We start from the raw sequence: 14956 nt of genomic DNA, 5'->3' as shown, positions 1-14956 counted from the left end.
CTCACTCCTTCAAATTCAACAAATAAGAAGTAAGAAAAACACACCTCTTTTAGCCTTAGTCAACCTCATGATAGCTGAGCAGCCTACTGCCCAAATGAAAGAGAAAGGGCAACAGGTTGACCAAAGGTCAGGCAAGGTTCAACCCAGCCAGAGCATAAAAGCAATGCCTAAAGAATAGTAGTTAACAAAAGCTGATACCTAAGCAATTATTAATCAAGGCAGAATCAATGCTTAGGCAAACAACTGCGGTAACTGCTGCACCAGCGTATACCCGCCCATGTACGCCATCAGGAGCACCGCAATCGCCCCTAGCACCGTCAGCCAAAGCAGGTGTTTGTAATTGCCTATAATCCTGAACCTATAGGCGGCAATCAGGATCGTGGCCAAGGTGATGGGCAGTATCAAGCCGTTGAGGGAACCGGCTAGGATCAAGAGGTGCACCGGCTTTCCAATCAGCACGAAGATGATGGTGGAGATGGCAATAAACCCGATGATGAACCACTTCTCATGGGTTGCAATGCGCGGATGGAAAGACTTTAGGAACGAGACCGATGTATAGGCAGAACCTACAATAGACGTCACCGCCGCGGCCAGCATCACCAACCCAAACAACTTGTAGCCCACCGCGCCCGCGGCCAATTGAAACACCGAAGCCGGCGGATTCGCTTCATCCAACACCAAGCCTTTGCTTACCACCCCCAGGGTGGCCAGGAACAGAAATACTCTTATTATAGAGGCGATAGTAATCCCCGACACGGCACTGGCATTGACACTTGGCAAAGCAGCCTCGCCCCTTATTCCGGCATCCAGCAACCGGTGACCGCCGGCAAAGGTGATGTACCCACCCACCGTACCGCCCACCAATGTAATGATGGCCATAACATCCAATTGGTCTGGCAAGATGGTCTTTACGGCGGCCTCCCCCAGCGGCGGGGCCGAAACCACGGCCACGTAAATGATCAGCAGAATCATGAGCAGGCCCATGACCTGGGCAAAGCGGTCCATCAACTTACCGGCCTCACGGACCAGGAAAATAATAATAGCCATGAGCGCGGCCAGAATTGCGCCTGTCTCTGGCGTAAGGCCCAACAGCACTTGAAAGCCAAGTCCGGCCCCACCCACGTTACCAATGTTGAAGGCAAAACCGCCCAGGACAATCAAGATTGAGATGAAGACGCCCAGGCCGGGCAAAACGAGGTTGGCAATCTCCTGCGCGCGCTTTTCAGAGACGGCAATCACGCGCCAGACATTCAGCTGCACCACAATGTCCAGGAGAATAGACACCAATATCACAAACCCGAAACTGGCGCCAAGCTTCTGCGTGAACACGGTAGTTTGCGTCAAAAAGCCAGGCCCCACCGCCGAGGTGGCCATCAGGAAAGCCGCCCCTAGCAGGACACTCCAGTTTTTAGAAGTTTTCATACGGTGGCCATGGCTTTGAGCGTGATGCCTTCCTGGGTAAGGGTTTGGTGCAGAATGCGCGCGAATTCCAGGGCATGTGCGCCATCGCCGTGCAGGCAAATGGTATCTGCCTGTATGATAATATCCTCTCCGCTTTGCGTCTGCACTTTGCCTTCTTTCACCATGCGCAGGACCTGCTTGACGGCTGTTTGCTGGTCACTGATAAGGGCATTGGGAAATTTGCGTGGGGTTAAGGTGCCATCTGCCTGGTACGTTCTATCCGCAAAGACTTCCTGCGCCACACGCAGGCCAAGGCCTCGCCCGGCCTGGATGAGGGCGCTGCCCGCCAGACCATACAGTATGGCCGAGGGCTGGACTTTGTAAACCGTCTCGGCAATGGCCTCAGCAAGCCCAGGGTTTACCGCGGCCATGTTATACAGCGCGCCATGGGGTTTTACATGGTGCAGTTGACCGCCTTCGGCCTGTACAAACGCGGAGAGCGCGCCTATCTGGTAGACCACCATGTCATACACTTCCTCTGGGGTGACGGCCATATCCCTTCTCCCAAAGCCCACCAAATCCGGGAAGCCGGGGTGCGCGCCAATGGCTACGTACTTCGCCAGGGCCAGCCGCACCGTTTTCTTCATCACCCCCGGGTCACCGGCATGAAACCCGCAGGCAATGTTGGCAGAAGTGACATAGGGCAGAATGGCCTCATCATTGCCTAGCTGGTAAACGCCGAAGCTTTCGCCCAAATCACAGTTCAGGTCTACGGAAAGTTGCTCTTTCATTTTCTAAGTTTTAAGGCAATAGCCGATTTCAGGCGCGCCAGGTGCTGCTCCTGTTCCCAGTACAAGGCCTGCGCCTCCGCCAGGGTCACTTCCTGAAACGTAATCTGCTGACCCGGGCACACCTGAGCCAGGGCCGAAAAATCCGCGGTGATAACCTGGGCAATCCGGGGGTATCCGCCGGTAGTCTGGTGGTCAGCGAGCAGCACAATGGGATTTCCCTGCGCCGGCACCTGCACCGTCCCAAAAGTGACTGCCGTTGACAGCAACTCCCGCTCCCGGGTCAAAACCAATACCGGACCTTCCAGCCGGTAACCCATGCGGTCTGACTGGGCAGTTATCTTAAATGGCTGTTCCCAAAACGCGCGTTGGCTTTCTTGGGAGAACCAATCATATTCCGGTCCTTTCATCACCCTGATGATCGGGGTTTTCGCCTTCATCGGCACCGCCGCAGGAGTGTTATACCACAAAGCCTGCGCATAACAATCTTCCTGAGCGCCTTTTTGCAGCACCTCAAGATAATGAAAATCGGTAGAGGATAGGGAAAGACAAGGCACTGTCTCACCCTCGCTGAGCGCCTTGCCGTGTAGACCGCCAATTCCCGCTTTTAGATAGGTAGAGGCGCTGCCCATCACCAAGGGCGCCTGAATGCCCCCGGCCACGGCCAGGTAGCCCCGGCAACCGTTTTTAGCGGCCCCTATTTCCAGCAGTGCCCCCTTCCGGACTAAAACCGGTCTGTTACAGTCAATTTCCTGCCCGTTGACCCTGGGCGAAAAGGCGCCGCCGGTGATGGAGATAAGGTGGTCCTGCTCAAACCGAAGCGATGGCCCCAACACCGTGAATTCCAACGTGGCGGCCGCCTCTGGGTTCCCGACCAACAGGTTGGCGGTTCTATGGGCCACGGCATCCATGGCGCCGCTCACAAGCACGCCTTCCTGCTGAAAGCCCCAACGACCCAGGTCCTGCACCGTGGTCAGGAGGCCCGGCTTTTCAACCTCAAGACTCATGTTCCTCCTTCCAGTGCCTGAACTGTTCTTCGGTGATAGGGTAAAACCGAACCGTGTCTCCGGCCTTCAATAAACTGGGTGATGCATCCTGGGGCCTGAAAAGCGTCACCGGCGTACGACCAATCAGCTGCCAACCGCCGGGCGTCTCCAGCGGGTAAATACCGGTCTGGGACCCGGCAATGCCCACCGATCCGGCCGGAATATTCGCCCGGGGCGTGGCTTTGCGGGGCGTTGAAATTTTCTCATCCATGCCCCCCAAATACGGGAACCCCGGCGCAAACCCAATCATATACACCAGGTAATCTACGGACGTATGTAAGGTGATTACCTCCTCTGGCGTAAGGCCGTTGGTTTGGGCCACAAAATCCAGATCGGGGCCATAAATACCGCCGTAGCAAACGGGTATTTCTTTCAGGCTAGGCGTAAAAGCAGTGGCCGCCGGAGGCTTATCCTGCAGCAACTGCTCTAGGGCCTGAGCCATTGCCTGGTAAGGAGAAACCGCGCCCGTTTTGAACAAGGCCAGAGGGTCATAATAAACCGTAACTGTGGTAAATGCCGGCACCTGCTCTACCATGCCTATTAAAGGATGGAGGGCCAGGTGTCTGGAGAAGGCCTGCACCCGGTCAAACACCTCCGGCGCAATCTTTTCGCCAAACTCCACCACCAGGGCGCTATCACCTAGCGGATAAAGCCGGTACTTCAGTGAGTTGTCCAGGGGCTGCTGATTAGGCGAAGAAGGCAGGTTGTCCAAAGGAAAGAGTTTCAGGTTAGTACAACTCGGGACTTTTGAAGGACACCAGGGCTAGCAGCACTGCCTGCACGTACAGTTCCTGCCGGTCCAGCACGCCCTGGGTAAGAATACCCACAGCCCCGCCTTTCTGCTTGGAATTCACCTGGCTGAAGATCTGGTCATTGGCGTGGCCCAACTCCATGCCGCCGGCTACCAATTGCGCTACCTGGGTAGGCAGAAAAAATATGCCGGAACGGGCTTTGCCAATTTTCTCGCCGGACTGCACCACCACCCAGGCAAAAGAGGCTAGATCATCTCCCATGGATTGAACGCCTCCTTCTAGGCCAACCCAGAAATCGGCATCAGGGTGCAGTTCGCGGGCTCTTTGCACCCGGTTCAGGGCACCCTGCAGGGTTTCTTCGTCAGACAGGGGTTGGTCAGCCACGCCAGAGGGCACCGAAATGTCTTCGGCCACAAACATCTGCCCGGGGAACATGCGTTGCAGCCCCGCTAAAGCGGCTCTCACCTTTACCGGGTTAGTAGAGGCTACTACTATTTTCTTACTTTGGGTTTCGGTCATCGTACTGTTTTTTACTTTCCGGCTACGGCCTGTTCCATGTTTTTCCTGTTCTCAACGAATCCTGTTTTGAGGCCGTTTTTCTAAAAACAGCCTCAAAACGTCCCATACCCTTCTCTTTCATTTGGTAAAGAAAGGAGGCCGGCAAGTAAGGAGAACTTTGTATTTTTGGAAAGCATGAAAACTAAAATTACCAAAAGCTTTTTAAAAGCCGCCTTAATATTGGCCATGACTTCGCCGATGGCCTGCCAGAAAACACCCCTCTCCTCTTCCCGTCCAGCGGTGGCGGTAGAAACCGGGGTTTCCAGGTCCTTAGCCCAGGAGCGGAAAAGCCGCTTAGAGAATATAACCTACCAACTCAACCTCACCATTCCTGCCTCTAAGCAAGCGCCGATCAAAGGCCAGGAAATCCTTTCCTTTGACCTAAAAGACACCCACTCAGACCTGCAACTGGACTTCAAGGAGAAAGCCGACCATCTGCTGAACCTGAAGGTGAACGGGCAGCCGGTGGCCGTTGATTTTAGAAACGAGCACCTCGTGCTCCCGGCCAAGGCGCTGGCGAAAGGCAAGAACCAGGTGGAGATTGAATTCATCGCCGGCGACCTGTCCTTGAACCGCAACCAGGATTACCTCTACACCTTGCTAGTGCCGGACCGTGCCCGCACCGTCTTCCCCTGTTTTGACCAACCTGACCTGAAGGCCACTTTCCAACTGACCCTTACCATTCCCAAAGATTGGAGCGCCATCGCCAATGGCCTTTTGCAGGAAGAAACCGCGCAGGGGGATGCCAAAACGTTACGCTATGCGCCCTCAGATATCCTCCCTACCTATCTGTTTTCCTTCGCCGCCGGCAAGTTCCAGACCGTCGCCCGGGAGTTGAACGGCCGCAAATTCACGTTCTTGCACCGCGAAACTGACCCCAGTAAGATTGCCCTGAGCCAGGATTCCGTTTTCCTTCTGCACCAAAGCGCCCTCTCCTTTCTGGAGAAATACACGCAGATTCCTTACCCGTTCCAGAAGTTTGATTTTGTGGCCATCCCGGATTTTCAGTATGGCGGCATGGAGCACGTGGGGGCCATCCAATACAAGGCGTCCACCTTGTTTCTGGACCAAGGGGCCACCCAGGACCAGAAGATTTCCCGCGCCAACCTCATTGCCCACGAGACCGCCCACATGTGGTTTGGCGACCTGGTGACTATGGAGTGGTTCAATGATGTCTGGATGAAAGAGGTATTCGCCAATTTCATGGCCGATAAAATCACCCAAGTCTCGCTGGCCAATTCCAACTTTGACCTCAAGTTTCTGGTGGACCATTTGCCGGCGGCCTACGGCGTGGACCGCACCACCGGTGCCAACCCCATCCGGCAGACGCTGGAAAACCTGCAGGACGCGGGCACCATGTACGGTAACATTATCTACCACAAGGCCCCGGTCATGATGCGCCAATTGGAGCGGGTCATGGGCGAAGAAGCCTTCCGGAAAGGGCTGCAAGAGTACCTTAAAAAATACGCAAACGGCAATGCCACCTGGCCCGACCTCATCCAGATCCTGGACGCCCACACTCCCACTGATCTGCAGGCCTGGAATCAGGTGTGGGTCAATGAACCGGGCCGGCCGGTGTTTGACTTTGAACTAAAAACCCAGAACCAGAAAATTGAGAAGCTGCAGATTTCGCAGCGCGCCGAAGACGGTTCTACCCGTATCTGGCCGCAGTTCTTTGAGGTATCTTTGGTGTACCCAGACCGGGTGCAGGAATTAACTGTGAACATGAACCAGCGCGAAATCACCCTTCCGGAGGCCCAGGGCGCGGCGGCACCTTTATATGTGCTGTTCAATACCAATGGGCAGGGCTACGGTGTCTTCCCCACAGATGAAAAAGCATTGTCTCACCTGTACGAGGTCAAAGATCCGGTGGCCAGGGCCTCGGCCTACATTGCCTTGTATGAAAACATGCTGAACGGCCGTTCTGTTTCGCCATCGGCCTTACTGGAATTCTCGCGCAAAGGCTTGACCCAGGAGCCCGAAGAACTGAATCTTAAGTTGCTCACCGGGCACCTCTCTGACATTTTCTGGCGCCTGTTAACCCCGCAGCAGCGCACCCAATTGGCCCCGGCTCTAGAAAAGGAATTGTGGCTAGCCATGCAGCAGAACAAAGCGCCAAATTCTAAAAAGCTGCTTTTCAAAACCTACCAGAGCATTGCCCTTACCCCCGCAGCGCTGGACCAATTGTACCAGATCTGGGAAACCCAGAAGGCCCCGGCCATAGTCACGCTCACCGAAGAGGATTACATTTCCCTGGCTATGGCGCTGGCCGTACGCGATTATAAACCGGGCCTTAACCTACTAGAGAAACAAACCCAACGCATTTCCAACCCCGATAGAAAAGCCAGAATGGAGTTTTTGAAGCCAGCGCTTTCTCCTGATGTGGCCGTCCGTGATGCCTTCTTTGCCTCCCTCGCCCAGGAAGCCAACCGGGAAAAAGAGTCCTGGGTGCTCACGGCGCTGGGGTACCTACACCATCCGCTCAGGGCCACTACCTCTGAGAAATACCTGCCCCAAACCCTGGAACTGCTGGAGGAGATTCAGCTCACCGGCGATATTTTCTTCCCTTACGGGTGGCTGTCTACCTCGCTTGGGTCTTACCAAAGCCCTTCGGCCGCGGCCACCGTGCGCGCTTTCCTGGCTAAAAACCCTAATTATAACCCTAAGCTGAAAGCCAAGGTGCTGCAGGCCGCAGATAACCTGTTCAGAGCCGAGAAGCTGGTGCAGAAAACCAAGTAAAGGCAGGAAATCACATCTTCCGGATCTGGTTCCAGATGGCTTCTTCTACCGGAATGCCGTTGGCTTCATTCTCCAGGCGGGTTTGCAGGGTCCCTTCGCCGGGGTACCTGATTTTACCGTCTGGATGGACGGGCATGCTGGTTTTGGTGAATTCTATAATCTGGTCGCATACCTGATCATCTAAGAAGGGCGGGTGAATGCACAGGAAAAGCTGTGACACGCCCGCCTCCTGGGCCTCACCTGAAATCTGGGCCACGGTACGCCCGCCGCTCATGGAGGCCACCAGCACATCCAACATTAATGACAAGCCCGATCCTTTCCAAAAACCAATGGGCAAGGGCCTTTCCGCTTCCCTTATTCTTTTGGGGTCCCGGCTGAGTTCACCAGTTTCATCATAACCGCCCGCCAAAGGAAGCTCCTGTTCCTGAAGGGCATACTCCTGCATTTTACCGTAAGAATACTGAGAAAGTGCCATGTCCAGGACCACATGGCCTTTGGCGCGTGGCACGGCCACTACCAGGGGGTTGTTGCCAAGGGTAGGCTGGGTGCCGCCCCAAGGAGGCATGTTGGCAATGGTGTTGGTGGTGCAGAGGGCAATGCAACCCGCTTCGGCGGCTTGCCAGCCATAGGTGCCGCCCCGCATCCAGTGGTTGGTGTTTCTGACTGCTACCGCCCCCAGCCCGAACTCTTTGGCCAGGTCAATGGCCCGGTCCATGGCCAGGGTGGCGGTGTACATGCCGGGGGCCAGATGGCCGTCCCATTGTTCTATGGCTTTGTTGCCTCCTATGCGTTCTGGTTCTGCCATGGCGTGCACCACCCCTTCTTTCACCAACTGCAGAAAGGCCGGAAACCGATTGAGCCCATGGGAATACACCCCATCCCGACTATTGTCAGCAAATATTCCGGCGCAGAGAGAAGCCCGGTCTCTGGCCATGCCATGGGCTTCCAAGATTAGTTGCAGTTCGGATTTCAGTTTAGAGTAAGGAATACGCATGGGTAAAAAGATAAAAGACCAGGTCCACCACTTTAGAAGGTTGAATCTTCTCTTTTATACGGCCCAACCCTGGCGGCGTCCTATCTTTTTTGCCCACGGCCGTTTTAAGCCTGTTTTTTGAAAAACAGGCTTAAAACGCTTACCCTTAAGCGGTAATAATTTTACAGGTTGATTACTCCAGAACTTTATTTGCGCCTTACAACCCATTATTTCAAAAACCTGAAGTTTTTTGTGGCAGAAGTTTGGCAAATAAAAAAGCGACTTCTATATTTGCACCATCAAAACGGAAAATGGTCCGTTCGTCTAGGGGTTAGGACACCAGATTTTCATTCTGGTAACAGGGGTTCGATTCCCCTACGGACTACAAAAAGCCGCTCAGTGAAAACTGAGCGGCTTTTTTCGTTTATGTCCTTACCAAAGAAAACAGGTATTCCCTGTTCCCCTTCTTTTAATCAAAGGTCCTTACCCTTGGCTGGTGATATGGGTATGTTTCCGCTTAAAGATCATGGTGCCTATTTACTCAGGTAACCTTTTCAATTTCCTTCAAGGTTCTTCCAAAGAAAGTTAATGCCCTTCTACCGTTGATTGAATCTAGGACAAGAATGGCTTGGGCGAAAGAGCGGCCTTTTCAACCAGGGCAGTGACCAGAAATCTCCTTCGCCAAAGGCTTAGCTGGTGATAGTCTGGAAAGCTACCACGCTTCTCCACCGCTTGCGGATGTTCACTAGTTTCCGGCGGTTCACTTTCCCGAAGCGGAACAGGCCCACAAATCCCATGATACAAATACCCGCCAGCACCACGTAGCCCAGCATTTCCTGCGCCGTCAGTAGAACCGCCTGTGCCGTAGCGGCACCGTAGAGACCCAAGGTCCCAGCACCCAAAGATCTGGCCACTACGTTCGCGTTCAGGGCGTCCATGTTCTGGGCCAGCTGGTTCAGGTTGTCAATTTGGCCATAGTACATGCCATAAGAGATTACCGCTGAGAAAAAAGCCGGGCCTACAAAGGATCGAATGATAATCAGAAACGTGGAGGCGGCGAACATTTCCACCATCTGGAGCTTATCAGAGGCGTAGAGCCCCAGGGCAGCAAAGAGCGTCACCATCCCGAAACCTTTAAGGACAGAGGAAAGGTAAAAGTCCTGCACCCCGGCCCCAGGATGCACGTTCACGTAGAGCGACACATGCCCTAACGTGTACGCTAGAAAGCCCACCAACATCATTTGTTTGAAAGTCCAGTTGTATTTGTTGGCGAAAAATAGGAAAGCCCCTCCCGCTATAATTCCCGGAACCATCCAAAGGTTAATCTGCGCATTGGTGACTGGGTTGAATTTCAAAATACCCACGGTTAAGGCGCTCTGGATAGAACCTGTGCCCATGAAAAGCCCCACAAAAAAGACCAGCAGCAAAGAACCCCAGACATTACGAAGCCTTAGAATAGTCAGGTCAAGGAAAGGTTTGGGCAGGGAAAATTGCCGCTTCACAAACCACAGCGCCAACACCACCATAGCTATACCCGCACCCTGCATGTGCAAAGAATGGAAATAATCCTCTACCCGGGCAAAGCACAGAAGGTAGTTCAGAAGCATGAGCGAAGTACCTAACAGCACCATACTTAGCCAATCAATGGGCACCCAGGGGGCTTTGGGCATGGTACGTTCGTTGTGGTAAAAGATAGTAACCAACGCCAGACTGATGAGCAAACCAGGCAGCATAAAGTAATACACCATCTGCCAGTTGTAGGCATAGGCCAACTGCGTAGTGAAATACCCAGATACCTGCCCTGCTATAATACTGACGGGGTAGAAAATAGCGTAGAACCGTCCCCTGTTCCCGTCTGGGCTAATCATCATCATAATGGGAATGATGACCTCAATCATGCAGAACATTTTGAGTCCCCCCAGCAGGAAGTTGGCCCCAATAATCACCCCCGGGGATGTGGTGGTGGCGCAGACCATTGTAAGCACCACTGTGGCGCTCAGGCAGATCAATAAAATCTGCCGTCCCGTTAACTGGCCCTTTACGGTAAATAGAACCGGGAAGGCCAGCACCATGCCAATGGAAGAGGCGAAATTGGCCATGGTCAGGTATTCCGCCATGGTGCCCAGGCCGCCCACCATGTCAGAGATGTTGGCGGTGTAAAGCCCATTGGTAGTCAATACCACCAGGGTGAGGAACAGGATCACCAACAGGCCCACGGGTTTGGGAACCCAGTCATGGAACAAGCCTTTTTTAACTTCAGACATAATCTCTTTCTAGAATTTCGGCGCCAGGCCGATAGGTTTAATTTTTCGCTATTTCTGTTTTGGGCCTGCTTTTGGAAAAACAGGCCCAAAACAGAAATTATCTGGTGGCTGCTTTTGTCTTTGCCTCAGCAATCCTGCTCTGGGCTTAGGGTAGTGAACGGCTGTTTTAGGGCCATTTTTCAGAAAACAGGCTTAAAACGCACCGTCCATAAATGGGGAGGCAGGCAAGGCGTTCAAGGCCAGAAAAGGAAAATGTGGCCCACGTTTGGTCTTCTACAGCAAGGCTTTCACTTCCACGTTCATACCGGCCCGCAGTTTCTCCAGATCAGACTTCTGGTTGCTGGAGGAAAACTCTATCCGGACGGGAATGCGTTGCTGGATCTTCACGAAGTTGCCGGTGGAGTTATCTGTTGGCACCGCCGAGTATTTGGCGCCGGTGGCCTCTGAGATAGCGGTTACCTGGCCCTCAAACTTCTTGCCCTTTATAGCGTCAACCTCAATCTCCACCTTCTGCCCAATGGCCAGATGTTCGGTCTGGGTTTCTTTGTAGTTGGCTACCACCCATACCTGGTCTGCGCGCACAATGGGCACCAGGGCTTGCCCCGGCTGGATTAATTGGCCTTCCTGGATATTGCGCCGGCCCACCACCCCGTCATAAGGCGCGGTGATCACGGTGTACTTCAGGTTCAGTTTGGCCATGTCCAGGGCGGCGGAGGCGCGTTTGATGTTCGCCTCATTCACAGCCAATCTGGAAGTCACCTCTTTGGTAGACAACTGCACCGATTTTTTCTGTTTCTGCAAACCCCGGTAGCGGGCCTGGGCGGCGTCATATTCGGTTTTCACCTGTTCGTATTGCTGGCGGGTAACGGCCTCGTCTTTAAGTAGGCTCTCATAGCGTCTGTAATTGGCCTCCAGGTTCTGCAGGCGGGCTTTGGCTTCCATAATGTTAGCCTCAGACACCCCCACGTTGTTGCTCACGGTGTTCACGCTGGAACTGGTCACGGTCTTGTTGGCTACCGCATCCAGATAAGCGCCTTCGGCCTGGGCCAGTTGTATCCTGATCTCGTTGTCATTGATAATCACCAGGGTATCGCCTTTTTTCACGGGCTGGTGCTCGGTGAACCTTATCTCCTCAATGTAGCCGCCCACGCGGGCGTTAATGGGCGTAATGAACTGTTCTACCTGCGCATCATTGGTGATCTCATTCTTGTTGAAATCAAAGAAGAGCGTAGCCACCCAGAACAGCCCACCGGCAACGGCTAGCAATAACAGCGTGTTCATGATGATGGGCCCCTTCTTGCGCTTTTTAGGGTGATGATGTTCTTCTTGTTCTTTTTGCTGTGACATGGTAAAAGGATAGTTTCTTATTAGAGGTTTCCGGCTAAGCGTTGTAATTGGTAATAGGTGTAGAAGATGTTTGCGTCTGCGTTCGCTTTCTGGAGTTCTGCGTCCAACTTGGCGTTGGTGGCATCCAGCAAATCCACGATCAGGGCGAGGCTACCGTAATATTTCTTCTCTACAATGCGGTAGTTTTCATTGGCTAGCTCCACGCCCTTGGCAAAGCTCACGCTCCGCTCCCGGGCCTCATGGTGCTTGATGAAGGCGCTGTTCACCTCGTTCTCAATATTCTGCCGTTGCAAGGCCAACACCTGCTGCTGTTGAGTTACCTGCGCATGGGCCACCCCAATAGAATGGCGGGCATTGTAGAGCGAGGAAATGTTGTAGTTGATGCCCACACCCATGTTCCAGCCCCGGGAATACAGGTCCAAGGCCGGGTTTGCGGTAGTGAGCGGCCGGACCAGGGAGTTACCGGCCTGCAGCGTGATGGTAGGCAGGCGGTCGGCCTTGGCTATTTCCAGGTTCTTGCCGGCTATGTCTACATTCACCTGCGAGGCTTTGATATCCGGGAAATGGTTCAGGGCCAGATTAAGGTACGTTGGGTAGTCACGGGTCTCCAGTTGGGCCTGCAGGAAGGTAGAGTCCGGTACAATGCGCGTGCCAGAGGGCAACCCCACAATCTGGCGCAGCTGTTGGTTGGAAATAGCCAGATTGTTGTTCACCTCCAACAGGGCCATGTTCAGGTTGGTGATCTGCAGCTCGCTTCTTAACAGGTCATTGCGGGTCACCATTCCCTGCTTGTACAGGTTCTGGATGTTCTTCAGGCGCAGCTGGGCCAGTTGCAGGTTGCGTTGGTAGGCCTGCTGCTGCCGTTCTAAGCGGTATAGGTCCACATAACGGGCCACCAGCAAAAGCTTGATATCGGCGCGGTTCTTATCAAAGGTCAGTTTGGCCACTTCCTGGTTTAACTCAGCCCGATCAATACTGTTATTGATGGCACCGCCCCTGAACACCACCTGGCTGGCCTGCAAGGAAAATGTGTTCCCGAAGTGGGGCATCTCCACGCTCCTGGCCTCTGAGAAATCTGGGTTCAGGATTTTCACGTTGCCCAGGTAACTGCCGGTGGCGGAGGCGCTAAGGGTAGGCCTTTTCTGGGTCTTGGCCACCTCCTGCTGCTGGTTGGCTATCTCAATGCCGGTGCGTGAGACCTGCAGTTGCTGGCTATTCTGTTCGGCGAGCGAAAAAAGCTCGTCCAGCGACAGAACCCTGGGGCTTATGTCTTGAGCCTGTATTGCTGTGATAGACATTAGGAGCAGTATTACTCCTATCATTTGCCTTTTAATCATAAAGCCTTTTACTGTTAAATGTTTAACTATTTTGGCAAAAAAAATTTATTCTTCTGCGGTCTGGAAATTTTTAATGACTGCCTCAAAAAGGCGAAGGCCTCTTTCCACAGCGTCATTGGAAGCGCTTTCGGCTACCCGTTGGTACATTTCCTCTAGCCAGGGCAAGATGAGGCCTTCCAAATTCTCTCCTTCTTTAGTGAGGGTGATGATTTTGTTTCGGCGGTCCTTTCCGTCTTCGGTACGTTGCACCAGGTTTCGGCGCACCAGATTGTCAATCAGGTACGTGAGGCTGGCTTTGTCTTTATTGATCGCATCCGCGATCTCCTGCTGGTTTACACTATTTTTCTGCCACAGAAACCGAAGTACCTGCAGCATTTCAAACGTGATGTCTATGTTATGGGCCTTGAATTTTTGGCGCATGAATCCCTTAAGCACCAAGGTCATCTTAGACATTTGGTGCAGGAACTGGATGGCGTTTTCTTTCTGGCTCGGGGTCATTTCCTAGAATTTGCGTGCAAAGTTAAAGGTATAATAGTTAAATGCCAAACCTTTTATAATAGTTCCTTTTATTTTGTTCTCATTTCCTAAATGCCCCTTGACTTATACTTTCGTTTGGCCTCCTTTTAAAAGTAAAACCTCAGAAGCTAGCAGAGTCTCGTAAAATCCGGGGATATTCCTTTTATAAAGCTTTTACCTGTACACTCTGAAAGCCGCTATTAGGAAAGTCTTACCAGATCTTAACAAAGTGGCAGTAAAAGGCCCGTTTCATTTACTCATCCGGTTAACAGGCAAAAGCAGTTGAAGGGTGTTTCAACATTAAGCGTAGTCAATGGTTATTGTCAATATGTAATCTGGTGCATACCGTACAAACAGGTTACCACTCTAGAAACCTATGAAAAACCCCAAAGCACTGGCGGTACTGAACACGCTGTTCTTCCTGCTGCATTTAGCGCCTTCACAACTTACCCAGCTTAAGGTATTTAATAACCAGACCATTGGCGATGTTTCTGCCAAGTACCCGGCTCTCTTTACCCCGGCGGGGGTCACCTTCGCTATCTGGGGCCTTATTTACCTGGGGCTGGTGCTCTTTTGTATTTACCATCTGGTTAAAGCCTTTAAAGAACCTGCCGGGAATGAGGCAAACGTAGACCTGCAAAAGATGGGCTACCTGTTCATGGCTAACAACCTGGCTACTGGTGCCTGGACCCTTGCATGGGTCAATGAGTGGCTGGTGCTTTCAGTGGGGCTTATTTTTATTCAATTGGCTACGCTCCTAGCTATTCACCTGCGGCTGGGCATTTTCAATAAGAGTCGTTCAGCGGCCTCTAAATGGTTCACGCAGGTGCCGCTTAGCCTGTATTTTGGTTGGATCATAATTGCCACCGTAGCCAACGTAAGTGCCGCTTTGGTAGGCTTAGGCTGGAATGGCCAGCCCTTAACCGAGCCGGTTTGGACCATGATTATGATTCTGGTGGCCACAGGCATTGTGGTATTTGTGGTCTTGGCCAGGTCTAACCCTATTGTGGGCTTAGTAGGTATTTGGGCCCTTTACGGTATCAAAATAAAACACCAAGGGTTAACTCTTCCGGAAAGCCCTCAGATCATCACGGTTGCTTGGGTCTGTTTAACTGCGGTAAGTTTGGTGGTGCTGTGGGTCCTCTATAAAATGATGAAAAGCCAGCATAAGCTACAAGGGAATGCTACTGCGTAAGCACAATTAACTTAGCTGAAGGGGAAAAAGACAGGTTACC

At 52.7% G+C, this 14956-nt stretch carries 12 protein-coding genes and 1 tRNA gene; 3 read left to right on the top strand and 10 right to left on the bottom strand.

All coding sequences use genetic code 11. The features are described 5' to 3' along the window. Positions 1-231: 231 nt before the first annotated feature. Genes ACYVJQ_RS07080 through yjjX form a run of 5 tightly spaced genes read right to left on the bottom strand, consistent with a single transcriptional unit; the run spans position 232 to position 4506 of the window. Positions 232-1422 carry an NRAMP family divalent metal transporter gene (locus ACYVJQ_RS07080; RefSeq protein ID WP_460892372.1) on the bottom strand — a complete coding sequence of 397 codons (1191 nt, stop codon included), beginning with the start codon at positions 1420-1422 and terminating at the stop codon, positions 232-234. Then, positions 1419-2192, bottom strand: a complete 774-nt coding sequence (locus ACYVJQ_RS07075; protein ID WP_460892371.1) for a LamB/YcsF family protein — start codon at positions 2190-2192, stop codon at positions 1419-1421. The genes ACYVJQ_RS07080 and ACYVJQ_RS07075 overlap by 4 nt, the downstream gene beginning before the upstream one ends. Then, positions 2189-3196 carry a 5-oxoprolinase subunit C family protein gene (locus ACYVJQ_RS07070; protein WP_460892370.1) on the bottom strand — a complete coding sequence of 336 codons (1008 nt, stop codon included), beginning with the start codon at positions 3194-3196 and terminating at the stop codon, positions 2189-2191. The genes ACYVJQ_RS07075 and ACYVJQ_RS07070 overlap by 4 nt, the downstream gene beginning before the upstream one ends. Continuing rightward, a complete protein-coding gene (pxpB, locus tag ACYVJQ_RS07065) occupies positions 3186-3947 on the bottom strand; it encodes a 5-oxoprolinase subunit PxpB (protein WP_460892369.1) in 762 nt (253 codons plus the stop codon). Before pxpB ends, ACYVJQ_RS07070 begins: the two co-directional genes overlap by 11 nt. Before the next feature lie 16 nt (positions 3948-3963). Then, positions 3964-4506 (bottom strand): inosine/xanthosine triphosphatase, encoded by a 543-nt coding sequence (gene yjjX, locus ACYVJQ_RS07060; protein WP_460892368.1) that lies wholly within the window; start codon positions 4504-4506, stop codon positions 3964-3966. Positions 4507-4680: 174 nt separating this feature from the next. Between yjjX and ACYVJQ_RS07055 the strand changes: the two genes are divergently transcribed. Further along, the gene (locus tag ACYVJQ_RS07055) at positions 4681-7284 is read left to right on the top strand and encodes a M1 family metallopeptidase (protein ID WP_460892367.1); all 2604 of its coding nucleotides are present in this window, start codon (positions 4681-4683) and stop codon (positions 7282-7284) included. A gap of 10 nt (positions 7285-7294) precedes the next feature. On the opposite strand, the gene yiaK is transcribed toward ACYVJQ_RS07055, so the two are convergent. Then, positions 7295-8278, bottom strand: a complete 984-nt coding sequence (gene yiaK, locus ACYVJQ_RS07050; RefSeq protein ID WP_460892366.1) for a 3-dehydro-L-gulonate 2-dehydrogenase — start codon at positions 8276-8278, stop codon at positions 7295-7297. Between the two features lie 292 nt (positions 8279-8570). On the opposite strand from yiaK, the gene ACYVJQ_RS07045 reads away from it, so the two are divergent. Continuing rightward, positions 8571-8642: transfer RNA gene (locus ACYVJQ_RS07045), tRNA-Glu, on the top strand. A 304-nt stretch (positions 8643-8946) separates the two neighbouring features. On the opposite strand, the gene ACYVJQ_RS07040 is transcribed toward ACYVJQ_RS07045, so the two are convergent. From ACYVJQ_RS07040 to ACYVJQ_RS07025, 4 genes are all read right to left on the bottom strand, one after another. Continuing rightward, entirely contained in the window at positions 8947-10521 is a 1575-nt protein-coding gene (locus tag ACYVJQ_RS07040) for an MFS transporter (protein WP_460892365.1), read from the bottom strand. Positions 10522-10794: 273 nt separating this feature from the next. Continuing rightward, positions 10795-11868: an HlyD family secretion protein gene (locus ACYVJQ_RS07035; RefSeq protein WP_460892364.1), complete on the bottom strand. Its 1074-nt coding sequence runs from the start codon at positions 11866-11868 to the stop codon at positions 10795-10797. Between the two features lie 20 nt (positions 11869-11888). Then, positions 11889-13166 (bottom strand): TolC family protein, encoded by a 1278-nt coding sequence (locus ACYVJQ_RS07030; protein ID WP_460892363.1) that lies wholly within the window; start codon positions 13164-13166, stop codon positions 11889-11891. Between the two features lie 84 nt (positions 13167-13250). Further along, on the bottom strand, positions 13251-13703 hold the full coding sequence (locus tag ACYVJQ_RS07025; RefSeq protein WP_460892362.1) for a MarR family winged helix-turn-helix transcriptional regulator: 453 nt from the start codon (positions 13701-13703) through the stop codon (positions 13251-13253). Positions 13704-14097: 394 nt separating this feature from the next. On the opposite strand from ACYVJQ_RS07025, the gene ACYVJQ_RS07020 reads away from it, so the two are divergent. Beyond that, positions 14098-14916: a hypothetical protein gene (locus ACYVJQ_RS07020; protein WP_460892361.1), complete on the top strand. Its 819-nt coding sequence runs from the start codon at positions 14098-14100 to the stop codon at positions 14914-14916. Positions 14917-14956: the final 40 nt, after the last annotated feature.

The organism is Rufibacter soli (assembly GCF_054781795.1).
The sequence above is the reverse complement of the archived record's forward strand: the minus strand, read 5'-3'. Positions and strand labels throughout refer to the sequence as shown.

Coding starts and splice junctions, on each gene's coding strand:
- ACYVJQ_RS07055 (WP_460892367.1), top strand. CDS start 4,681: ATGAAAACTAAAATTACCAAAAGCTTTTTAAAAGCCGCCTTAATATTG.
- ACYVJQ_RS07040 (WP_460892365.1), bottom strand. CDS start 10,521: ATGTCTGAAGTTAAAAAAGGCTTGTTCCATGACTGGGTTCCCAAACCC.
- ACYVJQ_RS07030 (WP_460892363.1), bottom strand. CDS start 13,166: ATGTCTATCACAGCAATACAGGCTCAAGACATAAGCCCCAGGGTTCTG.
- yjjX (WP_460892368.1), bottom strand. CDS start 4,506: ATGACCGAAACCCAAAGTAAGAAAATAGTAGTAGCCTCTACTAACCCG.
- ACYVJQ_RS07070 (WP_460892370.1), bottom strand. CDS start 3,196: ATGAGTCTTGAGGTTGAAAAGCCGGGCCTCCTGACCACGGTGCAGGAC.
- ACYVJQ_RS07080 (WP_460892372.1), bottom strand. CDS start 1,422: ATGAAAACTTCTAAAAACTGGAGTGTCCTGCTAGGGGCGGCTTTCCTG.
- ACYVJQ_RS07020 (WP_460892361.1), top strand. CDS start 14,098: ATGAAAAACCCCAAAGCACTGGCGGTACTGAACACGCTGTTCTTCCTG.
- ACYVJQ_RS07075 (WP_460892371.1), bottom strand. CDS start 2,192: ATGAAAGAGCAACTTTCCGTAGACCTGAACTGTGATTTGGGCGAAAGC.
- yiaK (WP_460892366.1), bottom strand. CDS start 8,278: ATGCGTATTCCTTACTCTAAACTGAAATCCGAACTGCAACTAATCTTG.
- ACYVJQ_RS07035 (WP_460892364.1), bottom strand. CDS start 11,868: ATGTCACAGCAAAAAGAACAAGAAGAACATCATCACCCTAAAAAGCGC.
- ACYVJQ_RS07025 (WP_460892362.1), bottom strand. CDS start 13,703: ATGACCCCGAGCCAGAAAGAAAACGCCATCCAGTTCCTGCACCAAATG.